This is a genomic window from Mesorhizobium sp. WSM4813, from assembly GCF_055811555.1.
The window spans coordinates 65,314-82,784 of the sequence record NZ_JBVVQU010000012.1; the positions used below are offsets into that span (position 1 = coordinate 65,314).

The 17,471-nt window shown below is 60.4% G+C and carries 17 protein-coding genes and 1 tRNA gene; 12 read left to right on the forward strand and 6 right to left on the reverse strand.

The window, feature by feature from the left end:
* Positions 1 to 920: 920 nt before the first annotated feature.
* Positions 921 to 1,130 carry a hypothetical protein gene (locus AC0L25_RS09210; RefSeq protein ID WP_473595207.1) on the reverse strand — a complete coding sequence of 70 codons (210 nt, stop codon included), beginning with the start codon at positions 1,128 to 1,130 and terminating at the stop codon, positions 921 to 923.
* Positions 1,131 to 1,371: 241 nt separating this feature from the next.
* On the opposite strand from AC0L25_RS09210, the gene AC0L25_RS09215 reads away from it, so the two are divergent.
* Positions 1,372 to 1,539 carry a DUF3606 domain-containing protein gene (locus AC0L25_RS09215; RefSeq protein WP_473595208.1) on the forward strand — a complete coding sequence of 56 codons (168 nt, stop codon included), beginning with the start codon at positions 1,372 to 1,374 and terminating at the stop codon, positions 1,537 to 1,539.
* 58 nt (positions 1,540 to 1,597) lie between these two features.
* A tRNA-Ser gene (locus AC0L25_RS09220) sits at positions 1,598 to 1,668 on the forward strand.
* A 94-nt stretch (positions 1,669 to 1,762) separates the two neighbouring features.
* Here AC0L25_RS09220 and AC0L25_RS09225 read toward each other — a convergent pair.
* Together AC0L25_RS09225 and AC0L25_RS09230 are read right to left on the reverse strand one after the other, a co-directional pair.
* A complete protein-coding gene (locus AC0L25_RS09225) occupies positions 1,763 to 2,218 on the reverse strand; it encodes a YybH family protein (RefSeq protein WP_473595209.1) in 456 nt (151 codons plus the stop codon).
* 1,436 nt (positions 2,219 to 3,654) lie between these two features.
* Positions 3,655 to 5,421 (reverse strand): calcium-binding protein, encoded by a 1,767-nt coding sequence (locus AC0L25_RS09230; protein ID WP_473595210.1) that lies wholly within the window; start codon positions 5,419 to 5,421, stop codon positions 3,655 to 3,657.
* A 201-nt stretch (positions 5,422 to 5,622) separates the two neighbouring features.
* Between AC0L25_RS09230 and AC0L25_RS09235 the strand changes: the two genes are divergently transcribed.
* Positions 5,623 to 5,856 (forward strand): hypothetical protein, encoded by a 234-nt coding sequence (locus AC0L25_RS09235; protein WP_473595211.1) that lies wholly within the window; start codon positions 5,623 to 5,625, stop codon positions 5,854 to 5,856.
* Between the two features lie 219 nt (positions 5,857 to 6,075).
* On the opposite strand, the gene AC0L25_RS09240 is transcribed toward AC0L25_RS09235, so the two are convergent.
* Both AC0L25_RS09240 and AC0L25_RS09245 read right to left on the reverse strand, forming a co-directional pair.
* A complete protein-coding gene (locus AC0L25_RS09240; RefSeq protein ID WP_473595212.1) occupies positions 6,076 to 6,735 on the reverse strand; it encodes a DUF2161 domain-containing phosphodiesterase in 660 nt (219 codons plus the stop codon).
* Between the two features lie 139 nt (positions 6,736 to 6,874).
* Positions 6,875 to 7,165, reverse strand: a complete 291-nt coding sequence (locus tag AC0L25_RS09245; protein ID WP_473595213.1) for a DUF982 domain-containing protein — start codon at positions 7,163 to 7,165, stop codon at positions 6,875 to 6,877.
* A 226-nt stretch (positions 7,166 to 7,391) separates the two neighbouring features.
* Between AC0L25_RS09245 and map the strand changes: the two genes are divergently transcribed.
* Both map and radC read left to right on the forward strand, forming a co-directional pair.
* Complete coding sequence (map, locus tag AC0L25_RS09250; protein ID WP_473595214.1) at positions 7,392 to 8,219, forward strand: type I methionyl aminopeptidase; 828 nt, start codon at positions 7,392 to 7,394, stop codon at positions 8,217 to 8,219.
* Positions 8,220 to 8,268: 49 nt separating this feature from the next.
* Entirely contained in the window at positions 8,269 to 9,036 is a 768-nt protein-coding gene (gene radC / locus AC0L25_RS09255) for a RadC family protein (protein ID WP_473595215.1), read from the forward strand.
* A 52-nt stretch (positions 9,037 to 9,088) separates the two neighbouring features.
* Here the strand turns inward: radC and AC0L25_RS09260 are convergent, their stop codons facing one another.
* Positions 9,089 to 10,537, reverse strand: coding sequence for an MFS transporter (locus AC0L25_RS09260; protein ID WP_473595216.1), 1,449 nt, complete (start codon positions 10,535 to 10,537; stop codon positions 9,089 to 9,091).
* A 142-nt stretch (positions 10,538 to 10,679) separates the two neighbouring features.
* On the opposite strand from AC0L25_RS09260, the gene AC0L25_RS09265 reads away from it, so the two are divergent.
* The 7 genes from AC0L25_RS09265 to AC0L25_RS09295 all read left to right on the forward strand — a co-directional run bounded on the left by AC0L25_RS09265 (position 10,680) and on the right by AC0L25_RS09295 (position 17,304).
* Positions 10,680 to 11,588: a LysR family transcriptional regulator gene (locus AC0L25_RS09265; protein ID WP_473595217.1), complete on the forward strand. Its 909-nt coding sequence runs from the start codon at positions 10,680 to 10,682 to the stop codon at positions 11,586 to 11,588.
* 509 nt (positions 11,589 to 12,097) lie between these two features.
* Positions 12,098 to 12,913 carry a cytochrome c oxidase subunit II gene (gene coxB / locus AC0L25_RS09270; RefSeq protein WP_473595218.1) on the forward strand — a complete coding sequence of 272 codons (816 nt, stop codon included), beginning with the start codon at positions 12,098 to 12,100 and terminating at the stop codon, positions 12,911 to 12,913.
* A gap of 86 nt (positions 12,914 to 12,999) precedes the next feature.
* Positions 13,000 to 14,769: a cytochrome c oxidase subunit I gene (ctaD, locus tag AC0L25_RS09275; protein ID WP_473595219.1), complete on the forward strand. Its 1,770-nt coding sequence runs from the start codon at positions 13,000 to 13,002 to the stop codon at positions 14,767 to 14,769.
* Positions 14,766 to 15,470 (forward strand): cytochrome c oxidase subunit 3, encoded by a 705-nt coding sequence (locus AC0L25_RS09280; protein WP_473595220.1) that lies wholly within the window; start codon positions 14,766 to 14,768, stop codon positions 15,468 to 15,470. The genes ctaD and AC0L25_RS09280 overlap by 4 nt, the downstream gene beginning before the upstream one ends.
* A 13-nt stretch (positions 15,471 to 15,483) precedes the next feature.
* Positions 15,484 to 16,206 (forward strand): heme-copper oxidase subunit III family protein, encoded by a 723-nt coding sequence (locus AC0L25_RS09285; RefSeq protein ID WP_473595221.1) that lies wholly within the window; start codon positions 15,484 to 15,486, stop codon positions 16,204 to 16,206.
* A 31-nt stretch (positions 16,207 to 16,237) separates the two neighbouring features.
* Positions 16,238 to 16,642 carry a cytochrome C oxidase subunit IV family protein gene (locus tag AC0L25_RS09290; RefSeq protein WP_473595222.1) on the forward strand — a complete coding sequence of 135 codons (405 nt, stop codon included), beginning with the start codon at positions 16,238 to 16,240 and terminating at the stop codon, positions 16,640 to 16,642.
* 188 nt (positions 16,643 to 16,830) lie between these two features.
* Positions 16,831 to 17,304, forward strand: coding sequence for an aminoacyl-tRNA deacylase (locus AC0L25_RS09295; RefSeq protein WP_065007814.1), 474 nt, complete (start codon positions 16,831 to 16,833; stop codon positions 17,302 to 17,304).
* Positions 17,305 to 17,471 lie beyond the last annotated feature (167 nt).

The window sequence follows — 17,471 nt, forward strand, 5'->3', positions numbered from 1 at the left end:
CCCTTTGGCGCCTGTCCTGGGGGCTTCCTGGACGCGTTTCCAGAGCCGCTCCCGCATTTCCCGGTTCAAGGTGATAAATGCGCTGCCAACATAGCGACCTGTGCCTCGCTCGGCCAGGAGAGCGAAGGCCAGCTTACCCCGCTCGCGTTCAACTCCGAGAAGTTCAAACTCGCTTTCGGTGAAGGATTTCGTCTTCAGCCAGTTGGTGGTCGGGCCGCTGCGGTATTTGCTGTCCCGACGTTTCGATACCATCCCTCCAGGCCGTCCTGTATTTTGAGGCCTTTGACTGCCTTGACCAGATCGCGGTATTTGGAGGTCCAGTCGAGACCGCGACGGGTGAAAATCCGCGAACCGCCGCGGCTTTGCTGCCAAGGTGGGCATCATCGGCGGGACAAACTTCAAACGCATGCATTGACTCGCAAAACCGCGACTCAATTAGCATGCGCTTAATTAGTTCGATTTTAACGAAACGTTGACCGCGCTGTCCTATTCTGGGACAGCGCGGTTAACCCCAAGGGCTGCGCAGGCGGCTCCGGCAATTCAGCACCCCGCCTCACTGTCGGAGCCGCTTCCACACTCCTCTAGAATACCAGCAATGGTTGAATCAACTCTTACCGCACGTGCTTTCCAGTGCGCTTTCCCAGTCGTTAAACTTTGATGGAGTCAGGGCCTCGCCTTCACGGTCTGACGCTAAGACAGTCGATCTCAGCGAGGAAGCATGAACGGCCAAGATAACATCTGCAACGCCTTGGGCCGCCTCAAAATGGTTCGCATGGCTATTGAACAGACCTGTCCAGCCGGCGTGCTGTCGAGCGAAGAAGCTGTCCTGTTGCTCTACGGCACCGAGCCTATCCACAAGGGCGAAGCACTCGCGAAGGCAATCATTGAGACCGTCGAAAGGCTGAACCGGTGCCCGGACGCTAGCGCCCCAGCGGCAGCTTGGAAGTCAAGAAGAGTTCTTCCTCGTCCGTAATGCCAGCCGAGTAGTTTGAAAGGATTCGGAAAACCGGCGCTTCGTGCCGCTGTTCGGATTGCCCCTCGATCTTGAGCCGGTCGAACACGCTACCCAACAAGGCGACGTCGGACGGATTGAAAATGCCAGCCTCTCTAGCTGTCTGATAAATCGGCAAAAAAGCCCGTCGCACCTGTCTTGGATTAGGGCTCGCTATCAAAAATCGGCGTAGCTCCTCTGACTGTGCACGGCGAAGCCGGCCCCATGAGGGGATTCGGTCCGATCCTCCACCGGACCTAAGTCTAATCTGTTCGCAAAACAGGCAAAGACGTATCGCCACTCGGAACCGCGGCTGCGCGCAGTCGTTGCTATGGTCCTTTCAACGTGCCGTTCGCTTGAACCTGGGTAGGACTACGGAAATGGAAGACAACCAGAATCGTTTGTCGGTCGACGAGTACTACGAGATAGAACATTTCGCGCGAGAGAATGGAATCTCGCCGAGCCAGGTCAGCAAGCTGATCAAAAAGAACGGCAATGATCGGTCAGCCCTGACAAAAGCCGCGAGGGCGCTGCGAGAGCAGAAGTGAGATACCGAACGAACAACGAAGCCACCGTCTGGCGGAGAGCGCGGGCCCGATCGGGTTTGCGTCCTGACTGGCAGCTTTAGCCGCCCTTTCACGGCGGTAACAGGGGTTCGATTCCCCTTGGGCGTACCAAAGATTTCAACTGGCATGGCAATAGAGCACCAGATCCCGGTGCATGCAGCCGTACTCGTCGCCAAGGCGTCGATGAAGGCCTGGATGTCAATCCCTATTGGGCCGCACCTAAGTTCCAGATGTCCCGATGCAGGCGCCATGTTCCGTCGTCGCCCTTTTTCCAGACGACGATGTACTTGCCCGCAACGGTGGAGAGGGCGCCGTCTTTGCTCGGCACATCGAACGTAAATGCGCCCACTTCGTAGGCGAGGTTCGCGCTCTCTTCCACTTCTACTGCCTTCAGGGTGAGATTCTTCACCCCGCTTTTGATCGCGCCCTGCCAGAATTCTTCCACGCCCTTGCGACCATCGACGCGTTTGCCGTCGGGCGGCAGCACGGCGGCATCCTCGGTATACATTTGCCCCACCGCCGCCGCGTTTCCGCTGTTGAAGGCGTCCGTGAATTTCGTCAGCGCCGCTTCGATGTCCTCGCGTGCCGACTGGGCGGTCGCAGACAATGCAGACGAAAAAAGCAGCAGAGCAGCAAATGCAAATGACCTAACCAGTCTCATCTCGTCCTCCCTTTCTTTGGCGTGATCGACATCCACCGGATGACCATAGCGTCAGCCTCAAAGCGCAGCCTGCGCCGCTGCGCCCGCTCAATGGCAGATCATGATTTACAGGTTTATATTAGGCTTATCTGATATGATGGCACAAGCGCAGCTGCGCAGCCGGGGGCGGCGGCAGAGCCTCACCAGAGCGCGTTTCGGCTATCGATTGGGGTGATCTTTCGCCATAACGTTGGAAGTAGAAAGCAGGGCCAATAACGACACGCATCCGCCTATGAAGCCCGATCGCGACCAAGCTCCCATAGGGTTACAGCATCAGGCACGAACTTTCCAAACAGCTTTCGGAAGCCCAACTCGCACACTTTCTCGCGGACGCTGAAAAGCTCCGCAAAAGCATCACACAGACGCTTATATCGCCTCGCAGCGATCACTATAGGATGTTGCGGACATTGAACGTTGTTGCAATCGGTGAAGGACGTTACCGGAAAGACCGCTCCTTGGGTGCAGTGGGGAACGACAGGCCCAGTATAACAGCGGTCGCCATCCTAGCGATGTGAGAGTGCCCGTGCGGGTGTCTTGGTGTGGTTGTGTCTCTCCTGCAAAGATGCTCTGGTGCGGCTTATAACGGGGGGAATGCGATCGTGAGAAAGATGCAGTTGGCGGCGGCGCTATTTCTCGCCGGATGCCAAACCGGACCGTTGCCGAGCGCTTTCAAGCCGGGAACTACTGCTCGCAACGACAATTCGATTACGATCAATGCAAGGTCGCGTCTCTTCAGGAAATACCGCAAGCCATGGCTACGCAAATGAGCGGCGGTGTGTACAGCCCCGGCACAGTTCAATGTCGGACGATCGGGACATACACCAGATGCAATGAATCTGGTGGCTTAAATATAACAGCAACAGCAACAGCTTACGACGCAAATCAAGGACTGCGCAGCCGATACATTGCGCGATGCATGACCGGGAAAGGCTATTCGATCCTCAACCTGCCAATGTGCACTACGGCTGAAGCAAGGCAGAGGGCGGCCATCGAACCGCAGCCAACCAACCCGGCCGATTACAAGTGCACCCCCGGAATAAACATGGACGGCTAAAGGCGCAGCATTGCGATAGGTCGCCGATCGTCCTGATGTTCCCAGTCACCATGAGATGATGTTCCGAAGGCCGGACAACGAAGCTCTGTCATCAACACAACGGCACCGCGCCGGATGGGACAGCCAAAGGGCTGGATGGACAGAACACCATCATCTACGGCGTAGCCATCGTCCTCGATCAGACGGGCCTGTCGGACTTTGCCCGATCCCGCGACGCCAGTATTTCGCCGCGGGATGTCTGGGAAGTTGATTGACGGCCGGCACGGGAAACGGCCCGGCCAATGTTCTTCGAGGTGAACAAAGGCCGGGCCTGATCTAGTTTCCCGCCGGTAGCTCCTTTAGGTCACAGCGAATGATGCTGCCATGGGAAATGGCTGGCGAGCTGCGTTTGGGCTGCATCTCCCGTTCCGTCGCTGTCCACGGAGAGCGACCCGGTTGAACTGTCGTAACTGACATCGTCGGAACGATCATGCGCAGCCGTACCAGCAGACGGAGCGTCGGAAAGCCCTCCCGACTTGAGCCCGTCAAAGAAGGCCTGGTCGAAGTGAGGCTTGTCCTGCAGCTTTTCCTGGAGCCAGCTGAAGTCGAAGGCGTCGTGGCCTCCGCGGCCGGACATGATCTCGGCGGCGCCGCCCTTGCTGGCGCTGGCGCCGACATTTTCATTGTCCTCGACGGTGTGGGCGAACCCGTTGCCGGCCGTCTTGTCGTGTGAACCGGCGAGAGACTCAGAGCCGCCAGAAAGGGCGGCCAGCACCCGATCGACACTGCTGCCTGCCTTTTCGCCGGCATTGTCGACATGGGAGGTGTCGGTGTCGTCGTGGTCCGCCGCCCAGTCGGCGCCGGCGGCTGCATGGGTCGCATCGGCACCACGGACAGCATGAACACCGCCATTGCTGGTCGTGGGCCGGGAAGCGGCGGCCTCAGTGGAACTGCCATCGCTGGTGGTGGTGTCGGAAGCGGCGGCCGCAGTAGCGCTGTCGTCGCTGGTGGTGGTGTCGGAAGCGGCGGCCGCAGTAGCGCTGTCGTCGCTGGTGGTGGTGTCGGAAGCGGCGGTCGCAGGAACGCTGTCGTCGCTGGTGGTGGTGTCGGAAGCGGCGGCCGCAGTAGCGCTGTCGTCGCTGGTGGTGGTGTCGGAAGCGGCGGCCGCAGTAACGCTGTCGTCGCTCGTGGTGGTGTCGGAAGCGGCGGCCGCAGCAGAGCTGTCGTCGCTGGTGGTGGCGTCCGAAGCGGCGGTCGCAGTAGAGCTGTCGTCACTCGTGGTGGTGTCGGAAGCGGCGGCCGCAGCAGAGCTGTCGTCGCTGATGGTGGCGTCGGCAGGGACAGTCACGGTAGAGCTGTCATCAGTGACGTCGGAAGCGGCGGTCCCAGCGGTGCTGAGATTGTGTTCCCGGAAAACAGCCTGCAGTTCCGGCGAGCTTTCAAGTGCGACGTCGCCTTCCTGCGAACCCCAGGCATAGGCGAAGTCGAATTCGGGCGACGGAACCAGTTCGTCCCAGTGGTCCATCATCGTCTGCAGCTGATCCGCCGTCGGCATGACATATTTGCCGCCCGTGTTGGTCGTCCAATTGCCGCCGCCAAACGTCTGATGGACCGGAACGATCTGGCTGGTCGGGATGCCCGATTCCACCGCTGCAGCCACGGTTCTGTCGATCATGTCGTAGTCGACCGTGTCTGTGCCGGTGCGCACCGGATAAGCGCTTATTCCAAACAGATCGATATGCGTGTTGTCATAGTTGTAGGTGTTGGAAAAATCCGGGTTTTCGAAAGATCCCATGTCCATCGCGGTGATGAAGGTCTTGGCGTCTGGCATGCGAGAGTGGATCCAGTCGGATTCGGCTTTCAGATCCTCAGCGTCTACCTGGGTATGGTATTGGCCGGTGGGATCCGGCTCGTCGACGAGAAAAAACCCATACACCTTCGGATTGCCAAGGAAGGGGGTGACTTTGTCGATAAAGGACTGGGTCACGCCCTCGCCCTCGTTGAGCCAGACCATAGCCTTCGTGCCATCCGGCAGCTCATTGACCTGGTCGAGGTATTGAACGTCGACCAGATTGAAACCGGCGCTTGCGACTTCTGTGGCGGACCCACCTGCTGCGAAATGAAGTGCCATTGATAATCCTTTTTTTCTTAGCCCCCGCGGTGCCTGCCTACTCGACGGCGTATATTAGCTTCAAATCACATACCCGCACCCCTCTGATAGAATTCTTGAGATTTTTGGTATTGCATCGAGTGCCGCAGGCCGGATTTCGCCGCACAAAGTGCGCGCTCCTGCCAATGTCGAATTCGTGAAAACAATCCGTAGACAGTCTTGATGAACTACCAAAATATTCCTTTTTTGTTTCTGGGGCGTACCGACCCGCTCGACGCGCTTGGTAACGCAAATATCAATTTGTTGTTTCTAGCTGCTGCAATCACTGTCTCCTGCTGCCGCATCTGCTCGATTTTTTGCGCTCTGGCGGGCGGAGACATTTGTTTGAACAATCTTGCCCCGGACGATCGCAGTTTGCGATATCTCGCTGGCGACGATGCCCTTTGCCGCGTTTGAGTTCGACGCAACCCACCTTGTCGTCGCGGCATCAACGGGTGTGCACAAGGCAGATGCGCAACTCGGAAGAGGCTGTCACGTTTCGCCTTGTGCAATAATGCCTTCCACGGCCAGCGACAAACCGATACAGCCCGCCGACTCTGATCGTTGCCAGGTCCGGGAGAGGTTTGTTGTCTCCCCTGCCGCGGCAAGTCGCTCAAACGACTCGGCGCCGCCTCGTCATGGAACCGGTTGGGGCCAGCGCTGCAACGCAGCACGGCCAACGTCCGTAAGCGCATAGACCCCGCGCTCGGCCCTGGCGAACCAGCCATAGACATTGTGAAGCAGAATCTTGGCGGCGCGTGGTGAAATGGTTTTCAAGTCGCGCGGGCGCTTCGGGCCGTCCACCATCGCAGCGGCGCAGGCCAGCGCATCCTGCCGGTAAGCGGTCATTATCGGCGTACGCGAGCCGCCGCCGACGACAGGGTCGCCGCGTCGGCGACGATGCTCGTCCACCAGGCGCGATCTTCGTCTCGGGTCGCGCCGGGGCGGCAAGGCGGTCGGGCTAAGCAGCAATTCGACGTTGCCGGCGGAGCCAACCCCCAGAAGGCCGAAACCGAGCCGCCGGCAAAGTGCGCGGAACCGGCGATCATGCTCACGGCCTTTGCCGCGGGCCGACATCCGCGCCGCGAGCCAGACCTCATCGCATGACGCAGCACGATCGACACCTTGAAGTATGAGTTCGAGGTTGAACTGCAATTTCAATTCGCAGATAACGACCAAGGGCGGCTCGCCGTCACGCAGTCCCACGACATCGCAGCCGCCAACTTCGCCCTTGACGGTGAATTCCAGGCCCTCAAGAAACCGCTTCACCGGGATGTAGAGAGACGTTTCCAGCATGCCGAAGCCATAGCCGATTCGTAACTGGCTGGCACAACATCACCGAAGGGCATGCCGCTCTGGGGCAGATTTGCCGCTCGTCGAACGCATGGAAGTGTGGGATGCATTAAGCAGTTCGCTGGCACTGCCTGCTCGGCCGCTAAGCCCGCAGCCGCTCGCCTCCGCGCTTGCGCGGAACCAGCATGTCCCTGGCCAGGAGGCGGCTTACCCGGCAGAACGCCATGAACGCCCGGCAAGCATCCTCGGTCTCGAACAGGTCGACTGTGGCGCCAAAGCAGGCATTGAACGCGGCCTGATAGACCGGGCCCTGCCGGCGAACCGGCCAGCCTTGCAGGAAATCCAGCGCCTGTTCGACGCTGTAGATCTCCTCTACCGGCAGGCCAGGCGCGGTCGTGATGCGCACCGGCACCTCGAATTGCAATCTGTCCATTCGTGTCTCTCCAGAACGCGTTCCCCACTTGTTGCTCAGAAATATGTCGTCAGTGCGGACGAACACAGGCCGGACAGGCACAAGATGAAGCCGCAAGAGATGAATATCGCCGGCTAGAGCTCATCGCCGGCAGTTCGTCCTTGAACCTGGCGCCGTCCGGTGCCAAATCTGAGAGACTTTTCGCGCGGGCTCATCAGAAGCCCTTTCTTCCGGCAAGACGGACACAATGGTCACCTATCTCGACGCCGCCACGGCACCACTCAGAAACACCGGCCAGATCCGCCTTTATGGCGAAGAAGGCTTTGCCGGCATGCGCAAGGCCTGCGACCTCACCGCGCGCTGCCTCGACGAGCTGGTGTCGATCGTCGCGCCGGGCGTCACCACCGAAACCATCGACCGCTTCGTGTTCGAGTTCGGCATGGATCACGGCGCATTGCCGGCGACGCTCAACTATCGTGGCTACACGAAGTCGTCCTGCACCTCGATCAACCACGTCGTCTGCCATGGCATCCCCGACAGCAAGCCGTTGAAGGATGGCGACGTCGTCAACATCGACGTCACCTACATCCTCGACGGCTGGCATGGCGATTCGTCGCGCATGTATCCGGTTGGCACGATCAAGCGCGCCGCCGAGCGCCTGCTCGAGGTCACGCATGAATGCCTGATGCGCGGCATCGCCGCGATCAAGCCCGGTGCCCGCACCGGCGCCATCGGCGCCGCCATCCAAACCTATGCCGAAGGCGAGCGCTGCTCGGTGGTGCGCGATTTCTGCGGCCACGGCGTCGGCCAGCTCTTTCACGATGCGCCGAACATCCTGCACTATGGCAACGCCAGCGAGGGCGTCGAGATGCGGCCGGGCATGATCTTCACCGTCGAGCCGATGATCAATCTCGGCCGGCCGCACGTGAAAGTGCTGTCGGACGGCTGGACGGCGGTGACGCGCGACCGCTCGCTGTCGGCGCAGTACGAGCACACGATCGGCGTCACCGAGACCGGCTGCGAAATTTTCACGCTGTCGCCAAAAAACTTCGACCGCCCCGGCCTGCCGGCCTAGTGTTTGTGCGAGGGCCGGATCTTTCCGGTCAAGAAAATGCGGGCGGCTTATGGGGAAAACCAGCGACGAAGACGAACGGATCTTCTTTCCCGAGAGACCGATAAAATTGCTCGCGAAAGCCACGTCGGTCGACACGTCAGTCGAAAAGCCGCATTATCTCGGTCATCGCGACCGCTTGCGCCAACGGTTCGCGGCTGCGGGTTCCGACGCCCTCCCGGACTATGAACTGCTGGAACTCTTGCTCTTTCGCCTGATCCCACGCGCCGACACCAAGCCCGTCGCCAAGGCGCTGCTGGCGCGCTTCGGCACGCTGGCCGAGGTGCTTGGCGCGCCGGTCGCGCGGCTTGAGGAGGTCAGGGGTATCGGTCCGGCAGTGGCACTCGATCTGAAGATCGTTGCCGCGGCCGCCCAACGCGCGGCACGCAGCGAGATCAAAGGCCGCGAGGTCTTGTCGTCCTGGACGCAGGTTCTCGGATACTGCCGGTCGGTCATGGCCTTCGAGGAGCGCGAGCAGTTCCGGATCCTGTTTCTCGACAAGAAGAACGCGCTGATCGCCGACGAGGTGCAGCAGGTCGGCACCGTCGATCACACGCCGGTCTATCCGCGCGAAGTGGTCAAGCGCGCGCTAGAACTCTCCGCCACGGCGATCATTCTGGCGCATAATCATCCGTCAGGGGATCCCACGCCGTCGCGCGCCGACATCGAGATGACCAAGCTGGTCATCGAGACGGCTAAACCGCTCGGCATCGCTGTCCACGATCACATCATCATCGGCAAGAAGGGTCATGCCAGCATGAAGGGCCTGCTGCTGATCTGAAGCCCCGATTTGAACATGCCTCGGCTTTTTGTCGAAAGCGTCCGGTCTCCTGTCATGGCACACTTGCAATCAGCGGACGGCGTGCCGCCAGAGCGCGGCTTCCAACCGCGATGGCGAGCGCGGCGACGATCAGTATAGCCGCGACCGCAAACGTGATCCGCATACCGTCGGCAACGGCCTCGGGGCGCGCCGTTGTGATGTCGATCGCCTCTGAGGCGAATGCGAACACTGCACCCATAACGGATGCGCCAGTGATGAGCCCGAGATTGCGCGACAAATTGAGCAAGCCGGAAATGACGCCCCGCTGGTCCGGGCGGATCTCCGACATGACGGCGGTGTTGTTGGCGGTTTGGAACAGCGCATAGCCTGATGTGATGACGGCGATCGGGGCGATGTAGCCAGGGAGCGTTGCCGGCATCTCGGATAGAATGAAGCAACCGGCCGCCATCGCGATCAGCCCAATGATGGCCACGCGTCCAGCGCCAAAACGGTCGGCTATGCGACCAGCCGGCACACCGGTCAGCGCGGCGACAAGCGGACCGACCGACATGACGATGCCAACGAGAGCCGCGTCGAGCCCGAGCGCACGAGACAGATAGAACGGCCCGACCACCAGCGTCGCCATCATCACCGTCGCAACGAGCCCGCTCATGGCGAGGCTCGCACTCAGCATCCCATTGCGGAACGCGGCCAATCGGATCAAAGGCGACGCCACTCTCGCCTCCACAAGCACAAACAGGCCGGCTCCGAAAACGGCTGCCACCAACAGAGCCATGTTGAGCGGACCAAAACTGCCACGCCCGATCGTCATCGCGAGTGCATAGGCGCCAAGTGCCAAGGCAAGCAGCAGCGTGCCGACAACGTCGAAGCCGGCCCGATCCGTCTTCAGCCCCCGGTGATCAGCCGGCAAATAGCGATAGGCGAGAACAAGGGCCAGCAAACCCAGCGGCACGTTGACGAGGAAGATCGCCCGCCAACCGGCTCCGGCAATCAGAAGCCCGCCGAGCGATGGACCGAGAGCGGTGCCGATCGCCGACATCGTTCCAAGCAGCCCCATGGCGCTGCCGGTCCTTGCCTTCGGAACCGTCTCACCGACAAAAGCCATGGTCAGCGCCATCATGATGGCCGCCCCCAAGCCCTGCGCCGCGCGGGCAGTTATCAGCAGCCAGAGCGTCGGCGCGATTCCACATAGGACCGAAGCCACCGTGAACAGGAAGAGGCCGGCCAGCAGCAGCAGCCGGCGACCGATGAGGTCACCGAGCCGCCCGAAGCTGACGATCGAGGTGGTGATGGCGAGGAGATAAGTCAGCACGATCCACTGAACCTCCTGGAACGAGGCGTTGAACGCGTGCGTCAACGTCGGCAAGGCGACATTGGCGATGCTGATGCCGAGCGAGGACAGCAACATCGACAACGAAAGGCTGGCGAGCGCCCATCGAACCGAAGGTGCCCGTTCTGGATTTCCAGCGACTGCCCGTCCTGCATCGATCGGCTTCAACATGAACTCCGTTTTCTGGCGACTCCTGAAACGGAGCTGTCAGAGACGTAGTCCTTTGCCTAATATGGCGGAAGATGCATCGTTTGCACTTAATCATTGCGTTTGACGCTATGTCAGATCGTGCCGACCATGCTACGGTCCAGCCATGTCGCATCCCGATCTCAATCTGCTTGTCACCCTTGATGTGCTGCTGACGGAACGCAGTGTGGCACGCGCCGCCACAAGGCTGCGGCTTAGCCCGTCGGCGATGAGCCGGGCGCTGGCGCGATTGCGTGAGACGACCGGCGATCCGCTGCTGGTCAGGGCTGGACGCGGCCTCGTGCCCACACCCCGAGCCATCGAGCTCCGCGAACGCGTCGGTCAGCTTGTGCAGGACGCCGAATCCGTTCTGAGTCCTGTTGAGACGCTCGACCTGAAACGGCTCGTGCGAACCTTCACGCTTCGAAACAGGGATGGCTTTGTCGAGAATTTCGGACCGGATCTCATTGCGCGCATCGGCGAACAGGCACCGGGCGTGCGGCTGCGTTTTGTGCTCAAGCCGGACAAGGAGAGCACTCCCATGCGCGACGGCAGCGTGGACCTGGAAACGGGCGTCGTCGGAAAGGTCACGGGGCCGGAGGTGCGTGCGCAAGTGCTGTTCCGTGATCGTTTCGTCGGTGTCATGCGGATGGGGCATCCATTATGCGAGCTGACGATCACCCCTGCCCGTTACGCAGCCGGCCGGCACATCCTCATCTCCCGTCGCGGGCTTGACAGGGGACCGATCGACGATGCCCTTGAGCCGTTAGGGTTGAAACGGGAGATCGTGACGGTCGTCGGCGGCTTTTCGGAAGCTCTGGCTCTGGCGCGCGCCTCGGACCTGATCGCCAGCGTTCCAGAACGCTATACGGGTAACCTGCGCGACGGAATGTTCTGTTTCCCTCTGCCGGTTCCCTTGCCGGAAATCACGGTCTCACTTTTGTGGCACCCGCGGCTGGATGCCGATCCGGCGCACCGCTGGCTGCGCGGGTGCGTTCGAGACGTTTGCGCCGGAATAACTCACTGGATCTCTTAGCAATCAAGGCGAGCGTTGCTGATTCGATCGCGGCAACTCGATGTTGCAGGTGCCGGCGATCTGGCCGACCGCCTCGCTGAACCCGGCAAGGTCGAAATCGGCCTCGCCTCGCCCAGCGCGGGCCGACCGACCAGCTTTCGTAGAATGTCGCTTATCGCATCGGTCCGAGAATCGGGATCGATTCTCGGACGCGCGATATGCGCAGATAGTGAGAGTTCGTTCAGAATGCACTGCGTCCAAGTGGACGCACGTCGCTTTATGGCGACAACGAAAAAGGACGCATTGAGGGCGGTCTTTCATAATTCGGCGCAATGCCGTGTTGTTCGGCGCCCGGCAGGTTTTTTCTTCGCCGCAGCCTTCTTCTTCTTAGGTTCTTCCGCATCATCGCCATTGCGTTTTCGGCTGACCGGAAGACCGCACTAGAATTTCGACCGGAAATCGAGCTATGATGCATTTGGCATTTGCTGGGACGGATTCGCGCCCTTGGAATGCCGGGAGGGAAACGGGATATGGCCATCGCGCTTGTACTCGTTTTGGTGGTCGTGGGCTCAGTGTTGTTCCACTTCCTGAGCCCATGGTGGTGGACGCCGATTGCCTCGAACTGGGACTATATCGACAACACCATCATCATTACCTTCTGGATCACCGGCGTCGTCTTCGCCGCCGTCGTCCTATTCATGGCCTATTGCGTCTTCCGCTTCCGTCATCGGGAAGGCAATCAGGCGGCATACGAACCCGAGAACAAGCGGCTCGAATGGTGGCTGACGATCGTCACCGCAATCGGGGTCACGGCCATGCTGGTTCCCGGCCTGTTCGTCTGGAACCAGTTCGTCAGCGTCCCAAGCGACGCAACAGTGGTCGAAGTCGTCGGCCAGCAATGGCAATGGAGTTTCCGCCTGCCCGGCAAGGACGGCAAGCTCGGCACATCCGACACCCGCAACGTCAGCCCTGAAAATCCCCTGGGCGTGAACGCCAGTGATGCCGACGGCCAGGACGATGTCGTCGTCGAAGCTGCCGATCTGCATCTGCCGGTCGGCAAGCCGGTCAAGATGCTGCTCCGCTCGATCGACGTGCTGCATGATTTCTATGTCCCTGAATTCCGCGCCAAGATGGACATGATCCCGGGCTCGGTCACCTATTTCTGGTTCACCCCGACCAAGACCGGAACTTTTCAGGTCCTGTGTGCCGAACTTTGTGGCCAGGGGCACCCGTTGATGAATGGCGTGGTGATGGTCGACACGCCGGAAGACTATCTGGCGTGGCTCGGCGAACAGCAGACTTTCGCGCAATTGTCGGCCCCCCAGCAGGTGGGCTCGGCAGAGTAGACGCCGGGAAAGACGGCGACGTGGTTTGAAATTGCGGCAGGACTCGAAACTGTCGAGTCTGGCCGAAAAGGGCACGGAGTGTTCTTATGGTCGATGTCACACCTGCGGATGCGGTACCGCCGGCCGAAGTCGCGGAGATGGAACTCTACCATCCGCACAGCTGGTGGACAAAATACGTCTTCTCGCAGGACGCCAAGGTCATCGCCATTCAGTATTCGGCGACGGCCACGGCAATCGGCATGGTGGCGCTAGTGCTGTCCTGGTTGATGCGGCTGCAGCTCGGCTTCCCCGGCACGTTCGATTTCATCAGCCCCGAAGCCTACTACCAGTTCATCACAATGCACGGCATGATCATGGTGATCTATCTGCTCACGGCACTCTTCCTGGGTGGCTTCGGCAACTACCTGATCCCACTGATGGTCGGCGCGCGGGACATGGTCTTTCCCTATGTCAACATGCTGAGCTACTGGATTTACCTGCTTGCCGTGCTGGTTTTGGTGTCGAGCTTCTTTGCGCCCGGCGGACCGACCGGTGCCGGCTGGACGCTCTACCCGCCGCAGGCGATCATGACCGGCACACCAGGCGGCCAGGACTGGGGCATCATCCTGATGCTCGTCTCGCTGATCCTGTTCATCATCGGCTTCACCATGGGCGGCTTGAACTACGTCGTGACGGTGCTGCAGGCCCGCACACGCGGCATGACGCTGATGCGCCTGCCGTTGACTGTCTGGGGTATCTTCACCGCCACGGTCATGGCGCTGCTCGCCTTCCCGGCGCTGTTTGTCGCCTGCGTGATGATGCTGTTCGACCGTGCGCTCGGCACCAGCTTCTTCATGCCGGCCATCGTCGAGATGGGCGAACAGTTGCAGCACGGCGGCGGCAGCCCGATCCTGTTCCAGCATCTGTTCTGGTTCTTCGGCCACCCCGAGGTCTACATCGTGGCGCTCCCGGCCTTCGGCATCGTATCCGACTTGATCAGCACCCATGCGCGCAAGAACATCTTCGGCTACCGCATGATGGTCTGGGCCATTGTCGGCATCGGCGCGTTGAGCTTCGTGGTCTGGGCGCACCACATGTATGTCAGCGGCATGCATCCCTATTTCGGCTTCTTCTTCGCCACCACGACTTTGATCATTGCCGTCCCGACTGCGATCAAGGTCTACAATTGGGTGCTGACGCTGTGGCGCGGCGACATCCACCTCACCGTACCGATGCTTTTTGCCCTGGCCTTCATCGTCACCTTCGTCAATGGCGGGCTGACCGGACTTTTTCTCGGCAACGTCGTCGTCGACGTCCCGCTGTCGGACACGATGTTCGTCGTTGCCCATTTTCACATGGTCATGGGCGTCGCCCCGATCATGGTGATCTTCGGAGCGATCTATCACTGGTACCCGAAGGTCACTGGCCGGATGCTGAACGAGGCAATGGGCCAGTTCCATTTCTGGGTCACCTTCCTCGGTGCCTATCTGATTTTCTTTCCCATGCACTACATCGGCCTGATGGGCGTGCCGCGCCGCTACCACGAACTGACCGCCACGACGGTGATGACCGAGTCGGCCCACGATCTGAACGCGTTCATCAGCATCATGGCGTTCCTCGTCGGCTTTGCCCAAATCGTGTTCCTGTTCAATCTGATCTGGAGCATTCGCCACGGCCGCGAGGCCGGCGGCAATCCGTGGCGCGCCACGACGCTCGAATGGCAAACGCCGGAAACACCGCCCGCCCATGGCAACTTCGGCAAGGAACTGCCGATCGTCTATCGCTGGGCCTATGACTACAGCGTGCCGGGCGCCAAGGAGGATTTTATCCCGCAAAACATGCCGGGCTCCTTCGGATCCTCCAGGGAGCCGGCATGAGCGTCATTCTGGTCTTCCTCCTCGTGATCGCCGGCTTTGCCGGATGGTGGCTTTCCCACCAGCGGCTGATGGCCAAGCCATGGCTCGAGCAAGGTGTGATCGGGGATATTATCGGCCCGGAAGGATCGACGCTGCCGACCGCCAAGATCGGCCTCGGCGTCTTCCTCGCTGTCGTCGGCTGCCTGTTTGCGCTTTTCACCAGCGCCTACTTCATGCGCATGGCGCTGTTGGACTGGCAGCCGCTGCCGCTGCCGCGCGTGCTCTGGTTCAACACCGGAGTGCTGGTCCTGAGCAGCATCGCGCTGCAATGCGCCTCGGTCGCTGCGCGCCGGGGCCAAATCGACACGGTCAGGCTCGGCCTCGTCACGGCGGGGCTGACCGCGCTTGCCTTCCTGGTCGGACAGCTTGTGGCATGGCGGGAACTGACCGCCGACGGCTACTTGCTGACCGCCAATCCGGCCAACAGTTTTTTCTACCTGATAACCGGGATGCATGGCCTGCATATACTGGGAGGGCTGGTGGGCCTGAGCAGAACAACTGCCGGCGCCTGGAGCGGAGCACGGCCGGAGCGGCTTCGCCTCAGCGTCGAATTGTGCGCCATGTACTGGCATTTCCTGCTTTTCGTCTGGCTCGCCATTTTTGCACTTTTGGCCGGCTGGGCCGCGACTTTTATCGAGATTTGCCGACAGTTGCTGACCTAGGAGGGCCGGGCGGATGGCAGACACGACACTGACACATACTGGCCAAACACAGCCGCGGCCGGCGGGCTTGCAAGGCGTCGCCGCCGACTGGTCCTCGGATCAGCGCGCGTTCAAGAACGTGTCCTGGGGCAAGGCCATGATGTGGATCTTCCTGCTCAGCGACACCTTCGTCTTCGGCTGCTTCCTGCTCTCCTACATGACCGCCCGCATGTCTACCCGAGTGCCGTGGCCCAATCCGAGCGAGGTCTTTGCCCTTCACATTGGCGGCTCGAATATTCCACTGATCCTTATCGCCATCATGACCTTCGTGCTGATCTCGAGCAGCGGAACGATGGCCATGGCGGTGAATTTCGGCTATCGCCACGACCGCCGCAAGACGGCGATCCTCATGCTTTTGACCGCAGCACTCGGCGCGACTTTCGTCGGCATGCAGGCCTTCGAATGGACCAAGCTGATCTCCGAGGGGGTACGGCCCTGGGGCAATCCGTGGGGGGCGGCGCAGTTCGGATCATCCTTCTTCATGATCACCGGCTTTCACGGCACCCATGTGACGTTCGGGGTGATCTTCCTGATCATCGTGGCGCGAAAGGTCTGGCGCGGCGATTACGAAACCGGGCGGCCTGGTTTCTTCACCAGCCGCAGGGGCCACTACGAGCACGTTGAGATCATGGGGCTCTACTGGCATTTCGTCGACCTGGTCTGGGTGTTCATTTTCGCATTCTTCTATCTTTGGTGAGAGGCAGACATGGCTGAGGCGAGAGGCAGATATGGCTGAAGCAACCGCAAACGGTCTGGGGCAACATACGCTGCACGGGGCTCAAGCGCATGATCCGGCAGCGACCGGCATCGCGCCGGCGGAGGTTCACCAGGAGCACCCGATCAAGCTCTATCTGGTGGTCTGGGCATGGCTGTTCATCCTCAGCGCCTGCTCCTATCTGGTCGACTATGTCGGCCTCCACGGCTATCTCAGATGGTCGCTGATCCTGATCTTCATGATGCTCAAGGCCGGGCTGATCGTCGCGGTCTTCATGCATATGGCCTGGGAACGGCTGGCGCTGACATATGCGATTATATTGCCGCCGATACTGGTGCTGGTGTTCGTGGCAATGATGGCCTTCGAATCAGAATACACGCTTCTCACCCGGACGCTGTTTTTTGGGGCCGAGCCCTGACGTGCAATCCGGGTAGAGGGTTTGTCGACGGCGTCTCCTGTCAAGAGCAGGAAGCGCTATTTGCGGGCCGCTTCTGTGTGCCTTGAAACAATCGACAGCTGGACCATTTTTGGTAGGGGAAACGACAGAAGCAGAATGATTGCCCTCGTTTCCATATGCGTCGCGAACTCCAGCGAGGGAGGCTCAAGATGACGATCGCAAACAGACTGAAGGACTTTATCGACGAGAAAGGAATTTCCTACGACACCGTCGAGCACCACCGCACTTCGACAAGCAGGCAGTCCGCCATAGCGGCGCATGTGCCCGGCAGCATAATGGCCAAATCGGTGGTGGTTCACCACGACGGTGGCTATGCGCTGGCCGTGGTGCCCAGCACGCACAGGATCGAGCTGGGCACATTGCAGGACGTCATGGACCAGCGTATCGGACTCGCCTCCGAAGACGAGGTGGTTTCGCTCTTCGAGGATTGCGACACCGGCGCCATCCCGCCGATCGGCGCGGCCTACGATGTGCCGGTGATCCTCGATGAAAGCCTCGGCAATGCCGCCGACATCTATTTCGAGGGCGGTGACCACAGGACGCTCGTGCATGTCAGCGGCAAGGATTTCCGCAACCTGACCAGCGACGCACAGCAAGCCCGCTTTAGCTACCCGGCTTACTAGAGCAATTCCAGGAAAGTGTGAAACGGTTTTCCCGGGAAAAGCGCATAGCGCTTTCCCTAGGGAATTGCGCAATAACAAAGAGTTAGAGCGGTTCGGCGTTTCCGTGAAACGATGAACCGCTCGAAAGGCTCAGGCCTTGCCGTACCGGGCGCGTTCGCCGGCGCGGC